The sequence below is a fragment of the Parasedimentitalea marina genome (assembly GCF_004006175.1).
Taxonomy (GTDB): Bacteria; Pseudomonadota; Alphaproteobacteria; order Rhodobacterales; family Rhodobacteraceae; genus Parasedimentitalea; species Parasedimentitalea marina.
This window is the reverse complement of sequence record NZ_CP033219.1, coordinates 2,137,693-2,162,817: the sequence shown is the minus strand read 5'-3', so window position 1 is coordinate 2,162,817 and position 25,125 is coordinate 2,137,693. Positions and strand designations below refer to the sequence as shown.

General features: G+C 50.3%; 25 protein-coding genes. 10 read left to right on the top strand and 15 right to left on the bottom strand.

Annotated features, from left to right (window positions below):
- Positions 1 to 72 precede the first annotated feature (72 nt).
- From EBB79_RS10510 to EBB79_RS10500, 3 genes are all read right to left on the bottom strand, one after another.
- Positions 73 to 786, bottom strand: a complete 714-nt coding sequence (locus EBB79_RS10510) for an ABC transporter ATP-binding protein (protein WP_127748849.1) — start codon at positions 784 to 786, stop codon at positions 73 to 75.
- 51 nt (positions 787 to 837) lie between these two features.
- The gene (locus tag EBB79_RS10505) at positions 838 to 1,623 is read right to left on the bottom strand and encodes an ABC transporter ATP-binding protein (protein ID WP_127748848.1); all 786 of its coding nucleotides are present in this window, start codon (positions 1,621 to 1,623) and stop codon (positions 838 to 840) included.
- A 100-nt stretch (positions 1,624 to 1,723) separates the two neighbouring features.
- The gene (locus tag EBB79_RS10500; RefSeq protein WP_127748847.1) at positions 1,724 to 2,917 is read right to left on the bottom strand and encodes an ABC transporter substrate-binding protein; all 1,194 of its coding nucleotides are present in this window, start codon (positions 2,915 to 2,917) and stop codon (positions 1,724 to 1,726) included.
- 172 nt (positions 2,918 to 3,089) lie between these two features.
- On the opposite strand from EBB79_RS10500, the gene EBB79_RS10495 reads away from it, so the two are divergent.
- Positions 3,090 to 4,187, top strand: coding sequence for a PQQ-dependent sugar dehydrogenase (locus tag EBB79_RS10495; protein ID WP_238705056.1), 1,098 nt, complete (start codon positions 3,090 to 3,092; stop codon positions 4,185 to 4,187).
- Between the two features lie 62 nt (positions 4,188 to 4,249).
- Here the strand turns inward: EBB79_RS10495 and EBB79_RS10490 are convergent, their stop codons facing one another.
- Positions 4,250 to 5,254: a GlxA family transcriptional regulator gene (locus EBB79_RS10490; protein ID WP_127748846.1), complete on the bottom strand. Its 1,005-nt coding sequence runs from the start codon at positions 5,252 to 5,254 to the stop codon at positions 4,250 to 4,252.
- Between the two features lie 180 nt (positions 5,255 to 5,434).
- Between EBB79_RS10490 and EBB79_RS10485 the strand changes: the two genes are divergently transcribed.
- Positions 5,435 to 6,805, top strand: coding sequence for a class II 3-deoxy-7-phosphoheptulonate synthase (locus tag EBB79_RS10485; protein ID WP_127748845.1), 1,371 nt, complete (start codon positions 5,435 to 5,437; stop codon positions 6,803 to 6,805).
- A gap of 202 nt (positions 6,806 to 7,007) precedes the next feature.
- Here the strand turns inward: EBB79_RS10485 and EBB79_RS10480 are convergent, their stop codons facing one another.
- Complete coding sequence (locus EBB79_RS10480) at positions 7,008 to 7,826, bottom strand: PAS domain-containing protein (RefSeq protein ID WP_127748844.1); 819 nt, start codon at positions 7,824 to 7,826, stop codon at positions 7,008 to 7,010.
- Between the two features lie 269 nt (positions 7,827 to 8,095).
- Between EBB79_RS10480 and EBB79_RS10475 the strand changes: the two genes are divergently transcribed.
- The 3 genes from EBB79_RS10475 to EBB79_RS10465 are packed head-to-tail and all read left to right on the top strand — an operon-like array spanning position 8,096 to position 10,179.
- Complete coding sequence (locus tag EBB79_RS10475) at positions 8,096 to 8,992, top strand: YicC/YloC family endoribonuclease (RefSeq protein WP_127748843.1); 897 nt, start codon at positions 8,096 to 8,098, stop codon at positions 8,990 to 8,992.
- An 18-nt stretch (positions 8,993 to 9,010) separates the two neighbouring features.
- Complete coding sequence (gene gmk, locus EBB79_RS10470; protein WP_127748842.1) at positions 9,011 to 9,652, top strand: guanylate kinase; 642 nt, start codon at positions 9,011 to 9,013, stop codon at positions 9,650 to 9,652.
- On the top strand, positions 9,649 to 10,179 hold the full coding sequence (locus EBB79_RS10465; protein ID WP_127748841.1) for a gamma carbonic anhydrase family protein: 531 nt from the start codon (positions 9,649 to 9,651) through the stop codon (positions 10,177 to 10,179). The genes gmk and EBB79_RS10465 overlap by 4 nt, the downstream gene beginning before the upstream one ends.
- A 35-nt stretch (positions 10,180 to 10,214) precedes the next feature.
- On the opposite strand, the gene EBB79_RS10460 is transcribed toward EBB79_RS10465, so the two are convergent.
- Complete coding sequence (locus EBB79_RS10460; RefSeq protein WP_127748840.1) at positions 10,215 to 11,126, bottom strand: LysR family transcriptional regulator; 912 nt, start codon at positions 11,124 to 11,126, stop codon at positions 10,215 to 10,217.
- Between the two features lie 103 nt (positions 11,127 to 11,229).
- Between EBB79_RS10460 and EBB79_RS10455 the strand changes: the two genes are divergently transcribed.
- Positions 11,230 to 12,453: an acyl-CoA dehydrogenase gene (locus EBB79_RS10455; RefSeq protein ID WP_127748839.1), complete on the top strand. Its 1,224-nt coding sequence runs from the start codon at positions 11,230 to 11,232 to the stop codon at positions 12,451 to 12,453.
- A 1,100-nt stretch (positions 12,454 to 13,553) separates the two neighbouring features.
- On the opposite strand, the gene EBB79_RS10450 is transcribed toward EBB79_RS10455, so the two are convergent.
- From EBB79_RS10450 to EBB79_RS10425, 6 genes are all read right to left on the bottom strand, one after another.
- The gene (locus EBB79_RS10450) at positions 13,554 to 14,471 is read right to left on the bottom strand and encodes a rolling circle replication-associated protein (RefSeq protein WP_127748838.1); all 918 of its coding nucleotides are present in this window, start codon (positions 14,469 to 14,471) and stop codon (positions 13,554 to 13,556) included.
- A gap of 180 nt (positions 14,472 to 14,651) precedes the next feature.
- Positions 14,652 to 14,876: a hypothetical protein gene (locus EBB79_RS10445; RefSeq protein ID WP_127748837.1), complete on the bottom strand. Its 225-nt coding sequence runs from the start codon at positions 14,874 to 14,876 to the stop codon at positions 14,652 to 14,654.
- A gap of 388 nt (positions 14,877 to 15,264) precedes the next feature.
- Positions 15,265 to 15,504 carry a hypothetical protein gene (locus EBB79_RS10440; protein WP_127748836.1) on the bottom strand — a complete coding sequence of 80 codons (240 nt, stop codon included), beginning with the start codon at positions 15,502 to 15,504 and terminating at the stop codon, positions 15,265 to 15,267.
- A gap of 136 nt (positions 15,505 to 15,640) precedes the next feature.
- On the bottom strand, positions 15,641 to 16,723 hold the full coding sequence (locus EBB79_RS10435) for a hypothetical protein (protein WP_127748835.1): 1,083 nt from the start codon (positions 16,721 to 16,723) through the stop codon (positions 15,641 to 15,643).
- A 555-nt stretch (positions 16,724 to 17,278) separates the two neighbouring features.
- A complete protein-coding gene (locus EBB79_RS10430; protein WP_127748834.1) occupies positions 17,279 to 17,644 on the bottom strand; it encodes a hypothetical protein in 366 nt (121 codons plus the stop codon).
- 141 nt (positions 17,645 to 17,785) lie between these two features.
- Complete coding sequence (locus EBB79_RS10425) at positions 17,786 to 18,004, bottom strand: hypothetical protein (RefSeq protein ID WP_127748833.1); 219 nt, start codon at positions 18,002 to 18,004, stop codon at positions 17,786 to 17,788.
- A 125-nt stretch (positions 18,005 to 18,129) separates the two neighbouring features.
- Between EBB79_RS10425 and EBB79_RS10420 the strand changes: the two genes are divergently transcribed.
- Positions 18,130 to 18,897: an SDR family NAD(P)-dependent oxidoreductase gene (locus tag EBB79_RS10420; RefSeq protein WP_127748832.1), complete on the top strand. Its 768-nt coding sequence runs from the start codon at positions 18,130 to 18,132 to the stop codon at positions 18,895 to 18,897.
- 146 nt (positions 18,898 to 19,043) lie between these two features.
- Here the strand turns inward: EBB79_RS10420 and EBB79_RS10415 are convergent, their stop codons facing one another.
- Positions 19,044 to 20,072 carry a phosphotransferase family protein gene (locus EBB79_RS10415; RefSeq protein WP_127748831.1) on the bottom strand — a complete coding sequence of 343 codons (1,029 nt, stop codon included), beginning with the start codon at positions 20,070 to 20,072 and terminating at the stop codon, positions 19,044 to 19,046.
- A gap of 374 nt (positions 20,073 to 20,446) precedes the next feature.
- Between EBB79_RS10415 and EBB79_RS10410 the strand changes: the two genes are divergently transcribed.
- The 3 genes from EBB79_RS10410 (at position 20,447) to EBB79_RS10400 (ending at position 22,867) form a co-directional block, all read left to right on the top strand.
- Entirely contained in the window at positions 20,447 to 21,442 is a 996-nt protein-coding gene (locus EBB79_RS10410) for an NADPH:quinone oxidoreductase family protein (RefSeq protein ID WP_127748830.1), read from the top strand.
- A 224-nt stretch (positions 21,443 to 21,666) separates the two neighbouring features.
- A complete protein-coding gene (aroQ, locus tag EBB79_RS10405) occupies positions 21,667 to 22,110 on the top strand; it encodes a type II 3-dehydroquinate dehydratase (protein ID WP_127748829.1) in 444 nt (147 codons plus the stop codon).
- A 1-nt stretch (position 22,111) separates the two neighbouring features.
- Entirely contained in the window at positions 22,112 to 22,867 is a 756-nt protein-coding gene (locus EBB79_RS10400) for an autoinducer binding domain-containing protein (protein ID WP_127748828.1), read from the top strand.
- A gap of 403 nt (positions 22,868 to 23,270) precedes the next feature.
- Here EBB79_RS10400 and tsf read toward each other — a convergent pair whose 3' ends face one another.
- Positions 23,271 to 24,146 (bottom strand): translation elongation factor Ts, encoded by an 876-nt coding sequence (gene tsf, locus EBB79_RS10395; RefSeq protein WP_127748827.1) that lies wholly within the window; start codon positions 24,144 to 24,146, stop codon positions 23,271 to 23,273.
- A gap of 76 nt (positions 24,147 to 24,222) precedes the next feature.
- Complete coding sequence (gene rpsB / locus EBB79_RS10390; RefSeq protein WP_127748826.1) at positions 24,223 to 24,990, bottom strand: 30S ribosomal protein S2; 768 nt, start codon at positions 24,988 to 24,990, stop codon at positions 24,223 to 24,225.
- Positions 24,991 to 25,125: the final 135 nt, after the last annotated feature.

Sequence of the window (25,125 nt, the reverse complement as noted above, 5' to 3'; positions counted from 1 at the left end):
CCGAATAGATATTAAATATTCGCACTGCAGGAGAATGCGAAAGCGGCTTGGGATCAAAAGAGCGTTTCATCCTCAGCCTCCCAAGAACGATTTGCGAACTTCAGGATCAACCAACAGCTCTTTCCCGGTACCGGTAAAGGCATTGCGTCCCTGCACTAGAACATATCCTTTGTCAGCGATTTCCAGCGCTTGTCTGGCATTTTGTTCCACCATAAGGATCGGAATGCCAGTACGCGCGACTTCAATGATCCGGTCAAATAGCTCGTCCATCACAATCGGTGAAACGCCGGCAGTGGGCTCATCCAGCATCAGCACTTTGGGCTGTGTCATCAGGGCTCGCCCAACAGCGACTTGCTGGCGTTGACCACCGGACAGCTCTCCGGCTGCTTGATTGCGCTTGTCTTTCAGGATTGGGAATAAATGATAGATCTGCTCCATGGTATCGCGGATGTCATCTGTGCGGATAAAAGCCCCCATCTCAAGGTTTTCTTCAACCGTGAGTGAGGTGAATATATTGCTGGTCTGCGGCACAAATCCCATGCCCTTGACCACTCGGTCTTGTGGACTGAAAGCGGTGATATCTTCTCCGTCCAGCCGGACTGAACCGCCACGCACGTTCAACATTCCAAACACGGCCTTCATTGCCGTGGACTTGCCAGCACCGTTGGGCCCAACAATCACCGCAATTTCACCGCGGTTTACAGCGATTGTACACTCATGCAGGATATCCGGCCCCTTGCCGTACCCGCCTGTCATGCTATCGCCAATCAAAAATGGTTCAGACATTCACGACCCCCAAACCCCGTTCGAGCGGAGCGTTTGTACCAACTGCCATTGTTATGCGTCGGCCAGTTTATCTTTGTTTTTCAAACCAGTGCCAAGATAAGCTTCGATCACTTGTTCGTTGGCTTTGATCTCGTCCAGCGTTCCCTGCGCCAGCACTTTTCCCTCGGCCATGCAGATCACCGGGTCGCACAAACGGCCGATGAATTCCATGTCGTGCTCGATCACAACAAAGGTGTAACCTCGTTCTTCATTCAAGCGTTTGATGGCATCGGCAATCGTATAGAGCAGCGTTCGGTTCACGCCGGCGCCGACCTCGTCCAAAAACACGATCTTGGCATCCACCATCATAGTGCGGCCAAGTTCCAGTAATTTTTTTTGTCCGCCAGAGACTTCACCAGCCTTAAGGTCGGAGATCTGTTCGATTGTTAGGAACTCCATCACTTCGTCGGCTTTGGCACGTAGTGCTCGTTCCTCGTCGGCGATGCGTTTTCGGCCAAACCATGTATTCCACAGGGTCTCTCCGGATTGTCCGCCGGGCACCATCATCAGATTTTCTCGACAGGTCATCGATGAAAATTCATGCGCGATCTGAAAGGTTCGCAACAGCCCTTTGTGAAACAGGGTGTGTGGTGGCAGTCCGGTGATATCTTCGCCATCCATCGTTACCCGTCCCGATGTTGGTGGAAGAACGCCTGCTATTACGTTGAAAAGAGTGGTTTTTCCTGCGCCATTAGGGCCGATTAACCCGGTTATGGAGCCTTTGGCGATTTCCAGCGTTGACCCATCAACAGCGTGGAACCCTCCGAAGTGCTTGTGCACATCGTCGACGACGATCATTTCATAATTTCCCCCACCGCGTATTTTTTTTTGCAGCTTTTGATTTGGATCAGCCCGAGCAAGGCCCGGGCTGTTCTTTCGTATCACGTATCAGCTGAGATCAGTGAAACTTGACGGTTTTGTTCTCGCCGTTTGTTACTTCGATCTCGCGGTAGGAACCAGCGCTTTCCCCTGGCCCGATCAGCTCAACCGCTGAGGCACCAACATAATCGATGTCTGTACCAGCTTTGATCAACTCCAGTCCCTTGGCCAATTCACCCGGGTAAATTTTCTCACCCGGAGCGTTTGCTACCTCTAGAATCTTGGATACATAATCTGCAGGGTCTTTTGAGTTCGCGGCCTGCATAGCCAGCATAAACAACGCTGCGGCGTCATAGGATTCTGGCGAATATGGGCTAGACCCGTCAAAGCCCGCTTCCTCAGCCATTGCAAAATACGCTTTGGCACCTTCGCCACCGGAACCGGCGATTTGTCCAAACGATCCATTCAAATCAGCACCAACATTCGCAGGAAGTGAATCACCGATCATGCCACCAGGCAGACCAAACGTGTCAAACGCTCCGCTGTCCAAAGCACCCTGAATGATGCCCAGTCCGCCTTGGTCAAGGTAGCCTGCTACAACCAAAATATCACCACCAGCCGAAGCCAAAGCGCCAACTTCAGCCGAGTAGTCGCCTTTGCCATCTTCATGCGCAGTCGAAATGGTAACTTCGCCACCGATCGCCTCATATGAGGTCTTGATCGCGTCAGCTAGGCCCTTGCCATAGTCGTTGTTGGTGTAGGTCAAAGCAATTGACTTGATACCACGGCTCTGCAGGATTTCCGCCATAACCTGGCCTTCACGAGCATCCGATGGAGATGTCCGGAAAAACAGTCCATTGTCTTCCATGGTCGACAGACCAGGTGACGTAGCGGATGGTGAAATGACTGCCATACCGTTTGGAATGGCTACGTTCTGAAGAATCGCACCGGTCACACCCGAGCAATCACCACCAATGATTCCGTTGACGCCATCGGCCAGCAGTTTTTCAGCGTTAGCAGTGGACAAGCCGTTATCAATACAGCCAGTGTCTGCGCGCATTGGCGTCACGGTTGCGGTATCCAACAGCGCGCCGGACTTGGTGACCTCGGCCATAGCCAGTTCAGCGCCAGAGCCCATGGCTGGTGCCAGCGATTCAATTGGTCCAGTGAAACCGAAGAGAACGCCCAGCTTTACTTCTTTCGCGTGGCCGCCAGCAAAAGCTGTGCCCGCAGTCAGTGCAACGGCGGCAGTGGCCATCAACAATTTTTTCATTAGAAAACTCCCATTTTTTGGAACATAACTGTTCAACCTAGACCCTAGGCAAGCGCGGTAAAAAAGAAAAGTCTTATCAATTTGCGCGTGGTTCAGATCGCCCTGCCACCTCTTAACGGGGGTCAGAAGGTCAATTTACTTTAGGCTTAAAATAAATGGAAGGGAAGAGAAATTGACACTAGTTAGATATTTTCTACTTTTTTCATTCTTTGCCGGCACATCTACGGCGGAGATACTGGTTTCCAGCCAGGGGGCAATGCAGGTGACCCAAATGGCAAATGGCTTTGACGTCCCATGGGCGATTGCATTTTTGCCGGGTGGCGCTGTGTTGGTTACGGATCGAAACGAAGGGTTGTACATCGTAAATGGGGCAAAAAACCAAAAGATTAAGGGAACCCCGAAAGTGGTCAACAACGGTCAGGGCGGTTTGCTGGACGTGATGGTGCCTCGCGATTTTCCCATTAGTCGGGAGATTTTCATGACGTTCTCTAAACGGCAAGGTCTTGGGTCGGGTACCGCACTTGCTGTTGCGACATTGAGTTCCGACATTAAGAGGCTGAGCGACCTACGAATTCTCTTTGAAGCAGCACCAAGTTCAAGCACTTCTAGGCACTATGGTTCCCGTATTATAGAAGCTCAAGACGGCTCTTTGTTCATGACGTTAGGTGAACGCGGTCAGAAAGAAACTGCTCAAGACCTTTCATTACATCAGGGATCGATCATCCATTTGAACCGGGACGGATCGGCCTTTCGGGGTAACCCCTTTATCAATGAACCCACGGCACAGCCTCACATTTGGTCTTATGGTCACAGAAACCCGCAAGGCCTCGCTCTCGATTCTAAAGGCGGTCTATGGGCGGTTGAGCATGGCGCCCAAGGTGGTGATGAAATCAATGAAATTCAAAAAGGTAATAACTATGGTTGGCCAGTTATCTCATATGGCCGCCACTATTCCGGTGCACAAATAGGCGAGGGAAGGTCCAAAACAGGGATGCAACAGCCGTCCTGGTACTGGGATCCCTCTATAGCACCATCGGGCATGATGATTTATTCTGGAAAACTATGGCCTAACTGGCGCGGACATTTCTTTGTCGGATCCTTGAAGTTTGACTATATTTCAAGGCTTTCCGGGCGAAATTTGTCAGAAAAAGAGAGATTGCAGAGCCCCCGTACAGGACGAATTCGGGACGTTGTAGAAGCGCCAGATGGTAGTATTTGGTTTGCGTCTGAAACCGACGGCGCCATTTTCAGACTGGCACCGTCGCCTTAACTGCCCAAATTTGGGTTGTTTTCTATTCGAAACGACAGACGGGTGATCGTTTCGGCAGGACGTCACGTTTGTTGGCGTGATGCCATGCTGCCGCGCTCGCGATAAGGCGTGGTATCATAGTGGGCGCGGTAGCATTTTGAAAAATGTGAAGGCGAGGCGAAGCCGCAAGCCAAGGCCACGTTGATCACACTCATATCTGTTTGCATCAATAGGTTACGGGCCTTTTGTAAGCGCAGCTCCATGTAGTATCGTTTAGGAGAACGGTTTAGGTAGCGCCGGAACAGGCGTTCCAACTGGCGGGTCGACATGCCGACGTCTTTTGCCAGAATAGAAGGGCTGATTGGTTCTTCTATGTTGGTTTCCATCAATTGAATGACCGTCGACAACTTGGGATGCCTGACCCCAATACGGGTCGGTACAGACAGTCGCTGACTATCTTGGTCTGTTCGGATAGAAGAATAGATCAACTGATCCGCGACCGCATTGGCCAGTTCTTCACCATGATCCGTGGCAATCAGTTTTAACATCAGATCGATCGACGACGTGCCACCAGCTGTGGTCATGCGTTTGCCGTCCAGGACAAACACGGATCGCGTCAATTCAACCTCGTCGAACTCTTCCGAAAAACTGTCCGAATTTTCCCAGTGAATCGTTGCCTTCTTGCCGTCCAGCAGTCCTGCTTTGGCAAGGACATAGGCGGCTGTGCAAAGGCCACCAACCAAAAGTCCCTTGCGTGATTCCCGACGCAGCCAGCCCAACAGCTTTTTTGTCGTGGCGTGCTGCACCTCGATGCCACCACACAGCAGAATCGTATCGTCGCGTTGTAAGTCACTAAGATCCTGATCTAACCGGAAGGAGGTACCCGCTGAACATGTAACGTAGTCGCCTCCCTCGCCCGAAAGGACCCAGGAATACAGCTCTTTGCCACTCATACGGTTGGCAATACGAAGGCTTTCCAATGCAGCCGAAAAGCATAACATTGTGAATTTGTCCATTAAAACAAAGACAAACCGGCGAGGACGATCCGTAGCGCTGTCTATTTCGACAAGCTGGCGTTGCTCTTGCATGGCGCAAGTTTCCTTAAATATTCGGGGACACTTTAGGGTGATAGTCCAAGGTGTATGCAATACGGTGCTCACAGCTTTGCAGCCACGTCAAGTGGGTGCATTTCACAACTGGCCACAAAGGTTTGGCTTTAGTATAGAGAAGCTTCAATTAACTTAAGACCTCTGATGTGGAGAAGAGCTATGAGTGAGTGGCAAAAATCGAACTGGCGCGCCAAACCGCGGGTTCAGATGCCTGACTATACCGACGTTAATGCCCTTGCTGGCGTTGAGGCACAGCTCTCCAATTATCCACCTCTGGTTTTTGCCGGTGAATCAAGGCGCCTGAAACAGCATCTTGCTGCTGCTGGGCGCGGTGAAGCCTTCCTGTTACAGGGGGGGGATTGCGCCGAGAGCTTTGAACAGTTCAGCGGTAACAACATCCGCGACACCTTTAAGGTGATGCTGCAAATGGCGATGGTGTTAACTTATGGCGCAAAAGTGCCGGTAATCAAACTGGGCAGGATGGCTGGTCAGTTTGCTAAACCACGCAGTGCGGCGACAGAAACCATCGATGGTGTCGAATTGCCGAGCTACCGCGGCGATATCATCAATGAGTTGGCCTTTACTGAAAAAAGCAGAACTCCCAACCCGAACAAGATGTTGCAGGCCTATACTCAGGCAGCTGCAACCCTAAACCTGCTACGGGCCTTTTCGACTGGTGGCTATGCGGACGTCAATCAGGTTCATGCTTGGACGCTGGGATTCACTGAATCTGAGAAGGCTGAGAAGTATCGCGAAGTTGCTAGCCGCATCAGTGATACCCTGGACTTCATGAAGGCTGCAGGCGTGACCCAGGACACTGCGCATACGTTGCAATCGGTTGAATTCTACACCAGTCACGAAGGTTTGCTGCTGGAGTATGAGGAAGCATTGACCGTGCGGGATTCGCTCTCAGGACAGTGGCTGGCTGGGTCCGGGCACATGCTTTGGATCGGAGATCGGACTCGCCAGCCGGATGGTGCGCATGTTGAATTCTGCCGAGGCGTCCTGAATCCCATTGGCTTGAAATGTGGTCCTACAACTACAGCTGACGATCTCAAGGTTTTGATGTCAAAGCTAAACCCAGAAAACGAAGAGGGTAAACTGACCCTGATTGCTCGGTTTGGGGCAGGCGGAGTCGGTGACAATCTTCCGCGACTTATTAAGACAGTGGCCGAAGAAGGCGCTAACGTCACTTGGGTTTGCGATCCGATGCATGGCAACACTATCAAGTCGTCGTCGGGCTATAAAACGCGTCCATTTGAAAGCGTTCTGCGCGAAGTTCGTGAGTTCTTTGCGGTTCACGATGCAGAAGGGACTGTGCCTGGTGGTGTGCATTTCGAAATGACTGGCCAGGACGTGACTGAATGTACTGGTGGAGTTCGGGCTGTGACGGACGAAGACCTCAGCGACCGGTATCATACGGCCTGTGATCCACGGCTAAACGCCAGTCAATCACTTGAACTGGCCTTTCTGGTGGCAGAAGAACTGTCAAATCATCGCGTGCAGCGAAAGGCCCGCCAGGTCAGCTAACTGCGTGAGCAAAATCACTATCAAAAATGCCCGGCGAAGACGTCGGGCATTTTTTGTATCCCATTGTTTAAATAGGTAATAATTGAAAATGCTGCGTCCAAAAGAAAACGCCCCGGGATTCTCCTCGGGGCGCGGTTGTTCCAAGAGCTATGACCAGCGGCTTGAACCAATAACAATATATTAACAGATTAGCAGGGTTGGATCAATCCCGGCTCACGACCAAGCGTAGGTGAGGCGCGATATTTTGTTTAGACTTTGATTGATCGCCTGTCTTTTGTAACGTCTGGCGAGTCTCATCCATGATTTCACGGCTTTTCTTCGCGAGGGCCCGTGCTTCATCCATCACAGACCGTTCGTCACCAAATTTGGCTTGCGTTTCAGCAAATCCAGCGTTGAGCTCGTTGGTCGTTTTTGCCGGAGACTTATATTCTTGTTTCTTCTGAACTGGACGTACGGCAGTGACGGCGCGCAATTCGGTTGCTACCACATCAAAGCGCTGGGACGTTTTTGTCGCGTTGCCTTCAGATACAAAGACACCCAAAGCCCGGCTAACGTCACCCAAATCACTCCGCAATGGCAACATGAGCATACGCGCCTCTTGCGCCGGATTGTTTCGAGTGGCCACAGTTGAAAGGGTCAGTTCAACAATCGAGGGTGCATCAAACATATGTTCAAGGGAGGCGCTCACTTGCTTACGGGCTGCCGGCGTGAAAAATGCAGTGAGTGGCATGCCACGTACTTCCATTCCGGCCATTTCATTCAGTTTCTGCCCTGCAAGGCGAAAGCGTGCAATCCCTGGAGCAATACGTTCCAGAACAAAGGTCTGGCTTAGGATGTTTTCTAACCCACGGGGATCAATCTGTGACCGATTTGGGACGTCATTACCCCGGCGCAAGGCCGTCCAATAGGCTTCAGCTTGGCGAATTGGAGACAGTGAACACCCACTGCGGAAACTATCCATTGAAATCACCTTGTCCTGACCTGTGTTTTGTCCAGAACCCTTGCGGTTACCAAAAAACATATCCTATCCCTCCGTTCGCATCCGATTTCATCCCGTTTCCATCAGAGCAAACTTGCTTTTAATGATTAGTACCGGAATGGTTACTCTGGAGTTAACATGACACAATCTAGTTCAAATTTGGACTAAATGTTAAACCAATGGTTAATATGCTCGGAGCATGCCCTATTAACCAATTTTACCGCCAAGGCCCAGTATCCGACCTTGTGCAGACCGGGTCCATGGCTTTAGGTGCTGGGCAAGTTGCTACCCAACCATAAGGAACGCGCCGCATGACTTTGAGATCAATGACTGGTTTTGCGTCATCCCAAGGTAGCCTGGGACCTCACAGCTGGAGCTGGGAAATACGCTCGGTGAATGCCAAGGGATTAGACCTTCGTCTGAGGGTGCCGGATTGGCTAGACGGATTGGAAACACAGCTGCGCAGTCAACTGGGTAAGGCTTTGGCTCGTGGGAATGTATCTCTGGCGCTCCGCGTGTCACGTGCTGACGACACCGGTTCACAGCTGGAAGTAAACGCAGCTGTCGTGACGTCGATCGTGAAAGCACTGTCCGACATCGAAGCGTCCGCTGATGCAGCCGGCCTTAATTTGGCCCCATCCAGTGCCGCAGATATCCTGTCCCAGCGCGGAGTTTTTGAACTGACCAATGTCCAAGATGATCCTGCTCCCCTTGTTAAGGAATTGGCTAAGGAATTCGCAACTCTTGTGTCAGAGTTCGTGCAAATGCGTGAAACCGAAGGGGCGGCGCTGGCTGAAATATTAACCAAACAATTGACCCAAGTTGAACAGTTAAGGGCACTTTCTGCCGGTCAGGCCGAGGCTCGCAAGCCTCTGGTAGCAGCAGCGTTGCAGGTGAATCTAGCGAAAGTTTTAGACAATACCGAAGGAGCCGACGCCGCACGTGTCGCCCAAGAATTGGCTATTTTAGCCGTCAAATCAGATGTCACAGAAGAGATCGACCGATTGGGTGCACATGTCGCGGCCGCGCGGGAATTGCTGACCAAAGGCGGTGCAGTTGGACGCAAGTTTGATTTTTTGATGCAAGAATTCAACCGCGAGGCCAACACACTGTGCTCAAAAGCCCAGAACAGCGATCTAACGGCTACCGGGCTTGAACTGAAAGCCATTATCGATCAGATGCGTGAGCAGGTCCAAAACATAGAATAAGAACAAGGAGAGCACGTCATGACAGAACGGCGCGGCCTATTGATCATCCTATCTTCCCCATCTGGAGCGGGAAAATCCACGCTGGCCAAACGCTTACGGGCGTGGGATCCAAGTATTAGGTTCTCTGTCTCTGCGACCACTCGGGCACCACGCAGTGGCGAGGTGGATGGGACTGATTATAAGTTCACTGCAGAAAGTGATTTTAAATCGGCAGTGGCTTCTGGAGAAATGCTGGAGCATGCGCATGTTTTTGGCAATTTTTATGGGTCGCCAAAAGGACCGGTTCAAACCGCAATTGATGCGGGCGAAGACGTGCTGTTTGACATCGATTGGCAAGGCGCCCAACAGATCCGCAACTCGGTTCTTGGCCAGCACACATTGTCAATCTTCCTCCTTCCACCTTCAATAATCGAGCTACGTAGACGGTTGGAAAACAGAGGCCAGGATGATGCCGAAACGATTTCACGCCGAATGATGAAAAGTTGGGACGAAATTTCCCATTGGGACGGCTACGATCATGTGTTGATCAACGATAATCTGGATATGACCGAAGAGCGTCTTAAAACAATTATCACAGCGACCCGGTTACGTCGTATCCAGCAACCCAGTTTGACAGATCATGTGCGTAAACTTCAAACCGAATTTGAGGAACAGTCATGACTATTTATGCCTTGGGTGAGCATGTACCGCAAATTCACAGTGACACTTGGGTGGCACCAGATGCCAATTTGATTGGCCAGGTTTTGGTCGGGCAGGGTGCCTCGATCTGGTTTGGCTGCACTATTCGCGCTGACCATGAAGAAATCCGGGTCGGGCTGGGGTCGAACGTGCAAGAAGATTGCATCATGCATGTCGATGCCGGTTACCCGTTGACCATCGGTCAGAATTGCACAATTGGCCACAAGGTCATGCTGCACGGATGCACAATTGGCGATAATACATTGATTGGAATGGGAGCGATCGTGCTGAACGGAGCCAAGATTGGTAAGAACTGCTTAATCGGTGCGGGCGCTTTGATTACGGAGAATAAGGAGATCCCGGATAATTCATTGGTCATGGGATCTCCAGGAAGAGTGATACGTTCTGTGGATGCCGACATGGAAAAAAGTCTGACCAACAGTGCCTTGCACTATCAGGACAATATGCGCCGTTTCCGGACTGAATTGACAGAGGTTTTACCGAAGTAAAACCCCAAAGGTTCGATGCTGTGCAGGTCACCCGGTCACCTCGGTAACGGGTCCTCGGGCTGTGACTGCGTCGCTAACCAATGCCGAAATTTGGTTAAGGCAGCGTGACGGGACTTGCTCTCGGGCCAGACCAAATAATAAGCGCCGCTGGTTTCGACTGGGGCAGGGTGCAAGGCGATCAAGCTTCCAGCGGCTAATTCTTGTTCAACCAGATAATCAGGCATCAAGGCGACGCCAAGCCCATGCAAAGCGGCTTGGGTAATAGTTGCGAATTGGTCATACATCGTTCCCGATACCGACTGTTGCGACACGCCTGCCTGTTCCGAAAACCAGGTTCCCCATGCCTGCGGGCGGGTTTGAATATGGAGCAACGGCAATTTCAAAATATCCAATGGGCATGAAATCTTCATTTTGCCCAATAAAGACGGGGCGCAAACTGGCAAAACTTGTTCGTGTTTCAATAGAAGTGACTGGGTGCCGGGCCATTCGGCGTAACCAAAATGTATTGCGGCATCAAATGGTTCCCCAGAGAAATTAAACTCTTTAAGCCGAGTGGCCATGTTTATTGTTACATCAGGGTGCAACCGGGAAAAATCCGGCAATCGCGGCATCAGCCAACGCATGCCAAATGCAGGAAGAATAGCCAGACTAAGCGTGCCAGCCATTGGGGAAGTTTGTAATCTCAAAGTCGACTGAGCTATTTGAGAGAGCGATTGCCGGACTTCGGCAGCATATTCCTGCGCCTCTTGGGTTAACGACAGGCGTTTCTTCTCTCGAATGATCAGCTCCATACCCAATTGCCGCTCAAGTGTTTGTAATTGCCTGCTTACGGCACTCTGAGTTAGGGACAGTTCTTCAGCAACCGCTGAAGCTGACTGAAGACGATCTAGTGCCTCCAGAGCGCGGAGCGAAGAGATAGAGGGGAGTAAACGTCGCGGTGTAACCATGTATGATAAATACTCATACTTTTGTGTTAAAGTCTCGCTGTTTTTGTCAATTGTTCGAGTCTAAAGTCATTTCAAAAGAGACTTTGAGGAAGGAAATAGAGAAATGGCCCATACCAAACCGGAGCTTCGCGCCAAAGATGCGCCGGATCTGAGCAGTTTTGACTGGACCGATCCCTTACGTCTAAGTGACCAGCTTAGTGAAGACGAGCGAATGATTGCGGACTCGGCACGGGCCTATTCGCAGGAAAAATTGCAACCCCGCGTGAACAGTGCATATGCCAACGAAGAATGCGATCCCTCAATCTTTCGGGAAATGGGAGACATGGGTCTGCTCGGTACAACGATTCCCGAGGAGTACGGTGGATTGGGCGGCAGCTACGTTGCCTACGGTTTGGTTGCCCGGGAAGTAGAACGTGTAGACTCCGGCTATCGGTCAATGATGTCTGTTCAAAGTTCATTGGTTATGTACCCAATTTATGCTTACGGAAGTGAAGAGCAACGGCAGAAGTACTTGCCTAAATTGGCGAGCGGCGAATTTATTGGATGTTTTGGCCTGACAGAGCCGGATGCCGGGTCTGATCCTTCGGGCATGAAAACGCGCGCCGAAAAGACAAAAAACGGGTATAAACTGACCGGATCCAAAATGTGGATTTCAAATGCACCGATTGCGGACGTGTTTGTTGTTTGGGCAAAATCAGAGGAACACGGGAATAAAATACGTGGCTTCATCCTCGACAAAGGCATGAAGGGCCTGACAGCGCCGAAAATTGAAAACAAGATGTCGTTGCGAGCATCAATCACGGGTGAAATTGTGATGGACGGTGTTGAGGTTGGTGAGGATGCATTGCTGCCTCATGTCCAGGGGCTAAAAGGTCCATTTGGTTGCTTGAACCGTGCGCGTTACGGCATCAGCTGGGGTGCAATGGGGGCTGCTGAAGCCTGTTGGCACGCCGCGCGTCAATATGGGTTGGACCGGCACCAGTTTAATCGACCATTGGCACAAACGCAGTTATTCCAATTGAAACTCGCCAATATGCAGACCGAAATTTCGTTAGGTCTTCAAGCTTCATTGCAAGTAGGTCGCTTGATGGATCAGGCCAAAGCAGCTCCTGAAATGATTTCAATTGTGAAAAGAAATAACTGTGGAAAAGCACTCGAAATCGCACGCCACGCCCGTGATATGCATGGTGGAAACGGTATTTCGCTGGAATTTCAGGTTATACGCCACATGATGAATCTTGAAACAGTCAACACATATGAGGGCACGCACGATGTACATGCGTTGATCCTTGGGCGTGCGCAAACAGGGTTGCAAGCCTTTTTCTAAGTATTCCGTGAGAGCGTTTCTTAAATGGTGATACCTCGTGAGATTCAAGGTAGGAACATCATTACTGTTCCTACAGCATCTTCCCTTGGAAGACCTCTTTGGAGGCCTTCCATTCAAGGCCGTCGCAGGCCAGTCCTGTGACTGAGGTCCAATAAAGCACTGTTCCTAAAGCTGTTACCATCTTGGAATACATCGTGCTCTATACAGTGTCGCTCTGGTTTTGTTGGCGAACGGTGGTTAGGCAAAGTTACCACTGTTTTCTAACTATAGTAGCAGTTGGAAATAGCGCGCACTCATAGCATATAGAAACTCTGAAAATCAGTACTATTTACCTGATATTACTAGATAAATGCGCTAACCCGTGCGCAGGATGCGCACTACATATTGTGTCTCACACATTCTTTAGGTTGTCCATAGCTTTTTTGACTATTCCTTTGCAGTTCAGCCTTAAGTTGTCAATTTTTTCCTGATTTTGTCGGGCTATTTTTTGCCTTTACCGCGCGTCTTGGACGAATAGCTAGCTATGCTGGGTTTTGGCAGGTTCCCCGCCTGAAAACTCCAATATTTGGAGTTTCCGTTTTCAGGCTATTGTTGACAACAAAAGGGGAGGCATTGCCCCCCCTTGGTTTCGCTGTTTTTTGGATTAGTCGTTTTTTTTCTATCGCACCATGGAACGAAGGGCCTAGAGCCCCCGTTACCCTTTCTTGCTTCGCGACTGTCAGGACGTTCCTTGCAGCGCTTTTCCAACGGCTCCCTTGTAGGTGAGACCGTGCTGCGCTTTGGTGACGGGGATAAGCCTTTTGAACTGTTCTTGGAGGAGGTCGGTTTCTCGTAGTACGCATCCCCGAGAAGCTCGGAGGCGTGTAAGCCACCATTCCTTGAATCTCTCTTCGTAGTCCCCAGCCTGTTCCCTCGAGCCTTGCGAATGTCTTTCCTGCCATTCTGAGAACCGTAGGAGGTACTCTTGCTCGAGGTCGGCAAGGTTTCCTGTGTCAACCTCGCTGGCGCAGAGGTCACAAGGGACGATGTGCCCACAATTACGGAGTGTCGCCCTTGCGTTCGTGATCGGCGCGGCGATCCGACGCTTGTGGGCGTACCACTCACTCCTTGAGCGCGTTGAAGTCGGCCTGCGCCTGCTCCGCTGTGTGTTCGGGGTTTTCTTCCAGTTCTTCGCCATTGACAAGCCACTCCCATGGTTTTCGTTTACAGATTTCACCAGTTTCAGAATTTTCAATTTCGTCCTGGACACTTTCTATCAGTGTCAACCAGCCAGCGAGGTTACGCCCTCGCAATTGCTGATATTCATTGTTTGCCTGATGCAGAAACAGACACATTTCCATTTGCAGCTTACCGCTTACATACCAGTCACCACCGCCGGGAACCCGCACACGCAGGGCAGGTGGGCACATCCCCTTACTCAGGAGATCATTCAGTTTACCCCAAAGCCACTTTGACCCAATCGCTGGAACTTTGGAGCACCAAAGATAGGAGCTTGCGAGCCACTCCGTTTTGCCCTCGCGTTTATGCCCCTTAGAGCGCTCAGCGGTCATGCGGGCTTTTAGGATGTATTTGAGGCAGTAGGCTATTCCCTTACGGTCAGCGATTTGGAACTCAACAAATCCGTGCCCCCAAATACTCCAGTTTAGGCGTCGTTTATAAGCGAATTCGTTGCCTTTTCTGCTGGTTATCTTGCCAAGCTCAATTATTGGATGAGTGGCAAAGACGACGCCATGATAATGACACCGCCCGAAACGAGTGCCCTTTTCCCCAACTATCACGTACCGCATTTCGAATTCTTCGTTTTTCCACTTGCGGTTAGCGGCAGATCTTATGCGCTTCCACATAAGCTCAACATCTTTATACCGATAGACCCGAGCGCCTAGCGGTGGCTCAGTGATCCACTCACCATCGATTTCTTCTGTTATATCCGCATAGGTGAAAGTAATGGCATAAGCGTGCGGCATTGTTTGCTTTTCAGCCACACAACGAGAAACCCAAGTGTTTTTATATGTAGCCACACATTCATCGCACTCGCGACAGCTTGTTTCGTAGCCATTGAATATGGGGGGGTTAGTGCACAATGTTTCAATCCGAGGGTGTCATTAAATGTATACAGGAACAAGGGGGATGTATCGGGCCGCAGAGGCCCCCCTTAAAGGGGGCCTCTACGTTGCCTATGTAGCGCGTTGCTTGCTGCGCTAGTGCTGCTTCCAAACAGCCGGGAGCGTGATCTGGAAATACCAGTCAAGTTGCATCTGGTTCGGCTCTTTGAGGCCGACAACCTCGCGAAATTCGCGCCAGTTTGCCAACTGCACATGTGCAGGGTCCCAAGACAGCCGGTCACTGCACTCAACGTTGAATTTTTCGCCAACGACCTCGACGCAATCCCAGAGGCGGTCCCAAAACTGTGTACCGTCAGGCACATTGCCTTTCTGTCGCTTGTCAAACCACGCCCATTTTTCATGGATGATATCGGACGCACCATAGTACTGATGTGCACTAGTATAGGCCTTTGCCTGCGAGGTCCCCCCCGATAGGTATTTGGCCTGTTGCTCTGGCGTTCGGTACAGATTGAATTCGCGGGGGGGGATAACCCGCCCGCTGTAATTCCTTCATAATCTGATCGGCCAAAAAGCCCATCGGACCAACGCCGTAGCGCATTCTTGTGAGGCGCTTACGCGGCTCACCCATAGCTGGATCACGTTTCATCGGTGCTTACCTCCGGTTCATTGACGGAGGTATCTGCCAAGTCCTCGCGCGGCCCGACGCCGACCAAAGGCGCAACAGGCTCTGTGACAGCCTCAGTGGCTTCTAATCATCAGCGAAGAGTTGAATACGTTCTACAGGGTTCGGGCCCTTGGCGTGCGATGTGGAAATGGCCGCCACCTGCGAGAAGGTGTATTCAGCATGCGCCCCGTTCCAATTATGAAACGGATACATAGTAATACCTTCCGCCGGGTAGCTAACGTTGCTTGGCGTAACAGAGGTCGGAATTTCATAAGTCCACATGGAGGTCTTCATTTCGACGCCAGCAACTTGTTGGTCGTTCACGCCCTGAGTTGTGACCCACCCAGAAAGCCCTTTAGTCCTCATTGTGTGTAAGAACCTTACTTTCCAAATCAGCACGAGTAAGAAGAACTTCATCAAGCTCCGTTTTGTCGTGAACGCGGTTCACCAATTCCCAAGTTTAAGTTTGGGCAGGGTCCGGCTGATGGGTCAGCGATTCGAGCAGCTTGACAGATACAATAGTAACTAACTGCAAGCCCAACTCAGAAACCGGCACCAAAGATGTAAAGGCGCTATTAAGCTCAAAATGCGCTGACACATCGTTAATTGAAGCGCCATCCATTGGCCGCTGATGCACAGCAGTGAGTTCATGTACCTTTCGATACAACACTTGGCAATTGTGGTCATAGTCAACTTTAATGCCATACAAAGCCCGCTCAACAGCCTCTTCACCATTGACAGGATCTGCCTTGATCATTTGGGCAAATTTCTGAATAAGACCGTCCAACTTTTGGCTAGCCATCATATCGCGAAACGTAAGCTCGCCAACACCGTCAAGATCAGCACGGATAAGAGGAAAATCAAGATCATCAGGGTCCTGTTCCAAAATCACGGAGTTGTTGCCATGACCATCGCCAACTTGCCAACCAGTAACCTGCCTAGGAGCAGTCTCCCCAGACTCTTTATAAGAATCCGAATTGACGGTGTCGAAATCACGAATACGGGTACCAATACCCTTGATGGGTAGTTCACCCGTCAAATTGACAACCCCATCAACCAGCCTTTCAGGCTCAAGAACGCCATTAAACCGCTCAAGAACATTCGCTGTTAAAAGAGCCGGCAAATTTGCCGTTTCGGTATGGGGCGCAGGGGTTGCGTTAAAGTATGCAACTTTGAGCAAATGATTACCTGCACAAAGGTAAGCAGCCCGAGCGGTTTTAGTAACCCGCTTATTACCGCCGACGCTTCGCGGGTGGATGTTTGCCGCTTTTGTAATCTGCCCCTGGTCCTCAAGGCCAAAACCCTCACCAGCCAAAAGGCGGCGTCGGGACATTTCAGTGACCCCGGCATCCTCTTGACCATCAAGCAAAAGCTTTTCAATGGCTTTATAAGGCACCGCAACCTGCGTCACCTCAACATAGGCCTTACTACGCATGTGCCCACTGAGCGGCGCAAGACCGACCCTAAGACTTGAGGATACGGTTCCGCCTTCATCGGGACGGAAACGACAGATTGCCAGCGGATGGGCCTCAACAGCCTTCATTCCGCCAAAGTGAGCATTAGACCAAGGGCGCAAACGGCGCTGGCCGTTAAACTCTTGACGGATTGCGAGTCGTGGATTTGCTTAGTTCATATTTTTTCCTAGATTTTAGAGGGGGATAGAAGCCGTTATGGATACAAACGGCGCATATGTTCCGAATATTCACCAGTCCCCCAAAGGGGAACAATGCCGGATTCAAAATTGTCATGAAGAACAGACATTTCGGGATAAGTGCGAAATTTAGGCCTTAAGGTGGTAGGCTTTCCGTCCGTTACGTCCGATATAACTTGGTCGTTAGTACGACCATCCGCCCGCTCGTACTCGCCATGAACTTCGTTAGCAATGTGAGGGCCATATTGGTCGCCTAAGGCACCAAGCCGCTCATTATACACATTATCCATGTAAAGATTGCGAAAGCATCCATGTAAAGATTGCGAAAGCCAGCGGCCTCTTCGGCAATATCGCCATAGCGATCGGAAGACACTTCCGCGTCTCTAACCCGAGTGTCAACCCAAGTACCGCTTCCAAAGTCTTGGGCCGACGTGACAGTGCCCTGGTTTAACTCAGGAGCCCCGTCTGACCCAAGAATATCGTCAGAACCAGAACCAGAAACAGCTTGAACACTAGATCTTGCATGAGAACTATAACCACCAACAGAGGGCAGGGGGAGTATCCCCCGTATCTCTGCATATATGATGGATCTGATGGGTTGGCAAGAATATCGATTTCCTTGCGCAACTTCTCGTTTTCCAATTCAATATTGGTTTCGCGAAGTCCTTTCTCATGGTTCAAGTCAAGCGCACGGGCGAATTGACCGCCAGCAGCGGCAAAGCTATCGCCCATTGATGTAGCTTGTTGAGGAATATACGCACCGGAACTAATCCCAAATTCAGGGTTAATTCCGGCAGCTTCCCATTGTGCCACTTGGCTAGCGGGACTATTCGCCGCATTGGCTTTTTTTTCGGCCCTACGATTTAGCGCACCACCGATCAGAGTAGAACCGGCAGTAATAGCCGCCGCGCCACCTGCTGTTCCCAGAAAAGCCCCAATTAGCGGGAAAAACCATCAGTTAGTTCCCCATGCTTGCTTTGCAGTATCCGCAAGATTTTTGCGGCCCCGTGAGCTTACGGCTAATTCACCGACGCTTACGATTGCCCATGCGACGACTGCCGCCACTGCGCTTTCGTGCTGTTGAGCCACGCCCAGAGCCACAAGAGCAGCTCCGGCCTGACCGCCGACGCGACGGGCGAGAGGTCCGAGAATTTCGTTTGTTAGCCATTTCATTCTTAGCCCCTAATCTACTTAACGTTGAATTAGACGCATAATCAGTATTATGTATTATAGGTGAAGTTTGATTGCCTGACATCTTGGGCCAGCGTAAACTTCTAAGCACGACAAAGGATAGATAAATGATTATTGAAAAATCATGTGTTGTGGTCACAGGAGCTGCAAATGGGATTGGTTGTGCACTGTCTTACGCTCTCGCTCGGAAAGGAGCCGCACATGTCATTTGCGCCGACATAGATATCGAAGGAGCTAAGAAAGTTGCTGCAGAAATCAATGGGACGGCAATGCAAGTGGATGTCAGGTTCGAAGGCCAGATTTCTGACCTGATCTCATACGTTGAGGAGACAATCGCTCCTATTGATCTGTTTTGCTCAAATGCAGGAGTTCTGACGCTGGGCGGTGTCGAAGTTGATAACGATAGCTGGCAAAAAACGTGGGATATCAATGTCATGTCTCATGTGTGGGCCGCTCGACACATGGTGCCCAAAATGATAGAGCGCGGTGGCGGACATTTTTTGAACACTGCTTCTGCTGCAGGCCTGTTAAATCAAATCGGCGCCGCGCCTTATGGCGTGACAAAACATGCAGCGGTCGGTTTTGCAGAATGGTTGGCAATCACTTACGGTGATTCCGGGATCGGTGTATCTGTATTGTGCCCTCAGGCCGTTCGTTCAAACATGATACATGGTCTGGAAAACCAGGTTGCGAGTATTGATGGAATTCTAGAGCCAGATGTCGTGGCCTTGGCCTGTATCGAGGCTATTGAAAGTGAAAGGTTCCTTATATTACCTCATCGGAAGGTCCTGGGCTACATGCGCGCCAAAACGACGGACTATGACCGTTGGATACGAGGCATGCAAAAACTAAAGAGATCCTATGAAAAGTTATAACTGCCAATGCATTGGAAGTCATTCTTCAACTTTTTGTTGGGCGCATTAATCCCTCTTGAGCGACGTAGATGCGTGTTGGCGTTTCTCCGCCCTAACCAATTCCGCGGAAGAGATTCCGGTCCTGTTGTCCAAGATCAAGAAGATACTTACTTTGAAAGAGCATCCAGCCCGTGCCGAGCAAAAAGCGGAACATATTGCCCAAGTTTCTTTGCCCGTTCGGGGTTCGAGGCATTTCCGCTCATTGCGCGTTTCAGAACGCCTTGAAGGATCCCGGCCATGCGAAAGAAACTGAAGGCAAGATAGAATTCAAAACTCTCGATCCCTGGTAGGCCCCGATGGGCGCAATACATATCCATAAACTCTTGATCTGAAGGAATATTATTAACTTCGCGATCGACACCTAAAAGACCACGGCCCTCAGGTCCCTGGGGCATTTGCCATTGCATTATCACCCCAGCCAGATCTGAATAAGGATGCCCAATGGTTGACAATTCCCAGTCCAAAACGGCAAGGCATTGCGTACCGTTATTCTGAAAAATCAGATTATCTATGCGATAGTCACCGTGAACCAAACTTCGTTGACCGTCATCTAGTGGCAATGTTGACTGCAATTCCTTTATCAACGTGTCCATCTCGGGAATACGCTCGGTTTCCGTGGAGCGATATTGTTTGGTCCAGCGGGCCAGCTGACGTTCAAAGTAGTTGCCGGCGGGGCCATAGTCGGACAAGCCCACTGCATTAATATCTACCATATGAAGGTCTGCCAAAACTTCCCCCATATTCTCAAACACTTGCATTCGCTCCGATCCGTCCAGGCCGCGAAGTGTTGGCTCTACGAAATTTCGCCCGACGACATGATCCATGATATAAAATGATGACCCGATGATGTCTTCATCCTCGCACAGTAAATGCATACCTGCGACCGGAACATTCGAAGCTATCAATGCTTTTTGAATGCGAAATTCGCGCTCTACGGCATGTGCTGATTTTAGCAGAACCCCCATGGGTTTACGTCGGAGTACATAGTTGCGCGCGGGTGTTTTCAGCAGGAAGGTCGGGTTTGACTGTCCTGTTTCAAATTTGACAGCGCTTAACGGACCCGCGAAATTTGGAAGGTGAGCACGCAAGTAAGCCTCAACGGCAATGAGATCCAGGGCTGTATTCTCAGATGACACTATTTGTCTCCCATGTGATTATGTCGCTGAATTGACGAGCACTCAAATTTCGATGATTTGATTATTTTCGAACATTTCAGTTCCGTTTCCTTGGACGTGCTGCAATCAAATTTAAGGTAACAGTGCCTATGGTGAACCGTTCAGTGTGAGGCGTAGTTGTGTCTCTTCATCCTCAATACCATTAGTCTTTCGAATGAATGGTTTATGGGTAATCTCAGCCATTGTTATCGTAGCCTCAGTGAATGAACGGGTACCAGACGAATATTTCGCCTCTGAACAGAATTGCATCTTGCAATTTCATTGACAACGCTGTCGGTGGAAAGAAGACTTGACGTAACTTTGGCTCGCTCAGGTCAAATCAAGGAGAAAGCAAAATGAAGGCAATGCTCAGCACCGCTCCGGGCGGCCCAGAAACCTTGGAATGGAGCGAAATTCCAAATCCAAATGTAGCACCTGGTCAACTGCTAGTTCGCATTCATTCTGCGGGGGTTAACTACCCGGACACACTAATCATTCGAGACCTTTACCAAATGAAGCCCCCTCGCCCCTTTGCCCCCGGTGGTGAAATTTCTGGACGGGTCATAGGCATTGGAGAGGATGTCGAAGGCTTCTCACTGGGCGACCGTGTTTTGGCGCTGACGGGTCATGGCGGTTTTGCCACCCATATTTGCATTTCTGCTGATCAAGCTATCAAATTTCCGTCGCAAATGACTTTTGAAGAAGCCGCTTGTTTTATCTTTACCTATGGCACGTCTTACCACGCATTAAAGGATCGCGCCCGGATCCAGTCCGGAGAAACTCTCCTAATTCTCGGAGCAGCTGGCGGCGTTGGGGCTGCAGCGATTGAACTGGCAAAAGCCGCAGGTGCAAACGTTATTGCGGCAGTGTCGAGCGAGGAAAAAGCGGTGTTTTGTCGGAACATTGGTGCTGATGAAACAATTGTCTACAGTAAAGAACTTGATCGGACCGGGCAAAAGGATTTTACGCGTGGTATCAAAGAGCTAGCGGGAAATGAGAGCGTTGATATTGTTTACGATGCCGTTGGTGGGAATTATGCGGAAGCTGCATTGCGTACATTGGCATGGGAAGGACGGTATTTGGTCGTTGGGTTCCCTGCCGGCATTCCCAAAATTCCTTTGAATTTGACACTGTTGAAAGGATGCCAAATCCTCGGCGTATTTTGGGGAGCGTCAGTACTCCGAGATCCCAAATCACATTTGCAGAACTTGTCGGAACTATTTGACCTCTACATTGCCGGAAAAATTAAACCTCATATAGGTGCACGATTCGATATGAAAGATGCCAAACAGGCACTTGAGATGCTGCAAAATAGAAATGTGTTAGGCAAAGTAGTCTTGACCAACGGGTAAGAGAAAAAGTTGTGCCCCCGACTGGCTTTGCAGCCATGCTAAACGCACTTTTGGTTTAGAGCAGGTACTTTAGAGTACTGTTTCTGTGATGATAATCGTTCTTGTATTTTTGCCCCAATGGGCAAGTTTATTTGAGAAAAGGCGAGTATTTTGTAAGTTCCCTTTCGACTTTCAGCGATGGCTGGCATAATCCGCACGATAATGAGTAAAAGGAATTGATTGTAATGCGTAGTATCCTGGTTCTGAACGGTCCGAACCTAAATCTACTTGGGACTCGACAGCCTGACGTATACGGACTGGTCACTTTGGACATGATCGACAATGACTGCATTGAGCACGCCAAGTCTCAAGGTGCTCAAGTCGTGTGTCACCAGTCTAATCACGAAGGTGCTTTGATCGACGCCATACACGCCGCCAAGGGACATCACCAAGGTATCGTTCTGAATGCGGGAGCTTACACTCATACGTCAATTGCCCTTATGGATGCGCTGGCTTCCGTAGAAATTCCCTGTGTCGAGGTTCATCTTTCAAATATCCACGCACGGGAAGATTTTCGGCAGTTGTCTTACATATCAAAAGTAGCACTTGGGCAAATTTGTGGATTTGGATCTATGGGGTACACGATGGCAATCAGTGCTCTATTGGCCCATTTGGAAGAGTGCAGTTAAAATGAAGCTGACGGAATATCTGCATTTTGTATCTGGCAGCCGAAGCCTGGAGGAGCTCTGGGTCGGTCATATTGACCAAATGGGACAGTACGGTTTTGACCGGCTGATCTATGGTTATACGCGATACAAAACCGAAACGTCACTTGGCGATCCAGATGATTTTGTCATTCTTTCCAATCACTCGAGTGAGTACCTTAAAGGGTTTATGCACACTGGACTTTATTTTCATGCTCCAATGACACGCTGGGCCTTGGAGAATGAGGGCGCGTGTAGCTGGCGCCAAGTACACGCAATGGACGCCAATCGGGAGTTAAGTACAGAAGGCCGAAAGGTTATTGAGTTTAATAAACGTATGGGAATGACTGCGGGTTACACAATTAGCTTTCATTCCATTTCAAGGCGATTCAAAGGTGCGATTTCCCTGGCAGGCAAGCGTGATCTGACACAGGAACATTTGGATGAGATGTGGCTCGAGCACGGTGAAGATATTACCCTGATCAACAACATCACCCATCTTAAAATTCTGTCACTTCCCTACTCTCCTCCTAATCGTGGCTTGACCAAGCGCCAGCGCGAGGCTTTGCAATGGGTCGGTGACGGAAAGACCACTCAGGATATTGCTATACTGATGGGCTTAACGTCCGCCACGGTTGAAAAACATTTACGTCTCGCACGAGATTCCTTGAGCGTTGAAACCACCGCGCAGGCTGTACTGAAGGCTGCCTTGCTGAACCAGATGTTTGTGATGGAAGCTTAACTTCAATCTCCAAGTGGTTGTCTTTTTTTGTGTTTCAATCTACCCGAGCAAGTAAGGTATTCACTACTTCCACCAAAACGAGAATAATTGCATTCTACAATTGTTCCGTGAGTGGTGGCTTTAGCCAAAGGGACATTCGAGTGAAGGCGTTTTTATTTTAAACTAGTCTAGCCCGTTTTTCGTGTTGGGTGCGTATTGATGGCATCAAGCCGGAAGTCAATGAAGGGTTTCTTCCATCCCCATCTTGAGGGACCCTTCGAAAAAGAAACGGAGTCGCGGTAACGCGGCTCCGTTTTTTTGTACCAGAAGGAACTCACAGAAAAAAAATGAGACCCGCACCTGTCCGGAGCCGGGTCTCATCTTGTCTATATATGTCCAGCTTCAAAACCGCTGGATAACCATATTAGCTTTGTGAAACTTTGGCGACTTCAGCCGCAAAGTCTTCCTTCACAACTTCAATGCCTTCGCCAACTTCAAGACGAACGAAACCAGTAATTGTTGCGCCGACTTCTTTGGCTGCAGCACCAACGGTCAGATCAGGGTTCACTACAAACGATTGGTTCAGCAATGTCGACTCACCGACGAATTTCTTCATACGGCCGACGATCATCTTTTCGATAACAGCTTCCGGCTTGCCAGACTCGCGGGCAATGTCCATTTGGATCTGTTTTTCTTTTTCAACAACCGAAGCGTCCAGATCGGCTTCGCTCAGTGCGGCCGGATTTACAGCTGCAATGTGCATCGCAATCTGTTTGCCCAAAGCCTCGTCACCACCGGTCAATGCAACCAGAACACCGATTTTGCCCATTCCGGACGTAACCGAATTATGGACGTATGAAACAACCAGGTCACCTTCAAGTGCGGACATACGGCGCACCGACATGTTCTCACCAATAGTTGCAACCTTGGCTGTTACTACTTCAGCGACAGTCTTGCCGCCCATATCTGCTGCGTTCAGTGCGTCAACATCGTTTACACTCAGTGCAACCTTAGCAATGTCACTGACCATGCCTTGGAATTCAGCATTTTTTCCGACGAAATCGGTTTCTGAATTCACTTCTACCGCGACACCTTTGGTACCTTCAACGCTTACAGCTACTAGGCCTTCAGCGGCGGTACGGCCGGATTTCTTTGCTGCCTTGGCCAGACCCTTGGTCCGCAGCCAGTCAACGGCGGCTTCCATGTCACCATTGGTTTCGGTCAGGGCTTTTTTCGAGTCCATCATGCCTGCGCCGGTCGAGTCGCGCAGTTCTTTCACGAGTGCTGCTGTGATTGCCATCTTTTGGCTCTCCTCAAATCAAAACGAATTGGGGCAGGTCAACCCTGCCCCATGTGTTAAACCTGTGACGGTTGAATTAGGCTTCGGCAGATTCAGCCGTAGCTTCTTCAACTAGCGCTTCTTCAAATGCGCCAAGGTCAACGCCAGCGGCGCCCAGTTGAGTGGACATACCTTCCAGAGCTGCACGGGCAGCCAGGTCACAGTACAACGAGATCGCACGGGATGCGTCATCGTTGCCAGGAATGACGTAGTCTACGCCATCAGGTGAGCAGTTGGTGTCGACGATTGCAACAACTGGGATGCCCAGTTTGTTGGCTTCGGCGATGGCCAAGGATTCTTTTTTCACGTCGATGACGAAGAGCAGATCAGGTACACCGCCCATTTCGCTGATGCCGCCAAGCGAAGCCTGCAGCTTCCCGTGGTCGCGTTCCATGCCCAGACGCTCTTTTTTCGTCAGACCTTCGAAGCCGACTTCCATCTTCTCATCGATGTCTTTCAGACGCTTGATCGACTGGGAAACGGTTTTCCAGTTGGTCAATGTGCCGCCGAGCCAACGGTGGTTCATGAAGTACTGAGCTGATTTCTCAGCGGCTTCGGCGATTGGCGTTGCAGCCTGACGCTTAGTACCAACAAAAAGAACGCGGCCACCTTTTGCAACGGTGTCGTGAATGACCTGCAAAGCTTGATCCAGCATTGGAACAGTTTGGGTCAGATCCATGATGTGGATGCCGTTACGTGCGCCATAGATGTACGGACCCATACGCGGGTTCCAGCGCTGTGTCTGGTGGCCAAAGTGTACGCCAGCTTCAAGCAGCTGACGAAGAGTGAACTCAGGAAGAGCCATATTCGTATTACCTTTCCGGTTTTTTCCTCGGCGGGGGTCTTAGAGCGGATGCTCCAACCGGCGGTCTGTTGGGGATGTCTCCCCCAATCAGGCCAAACCCCGCCTGCGGGTTTGAATGACGCGCGTATAAGGCAG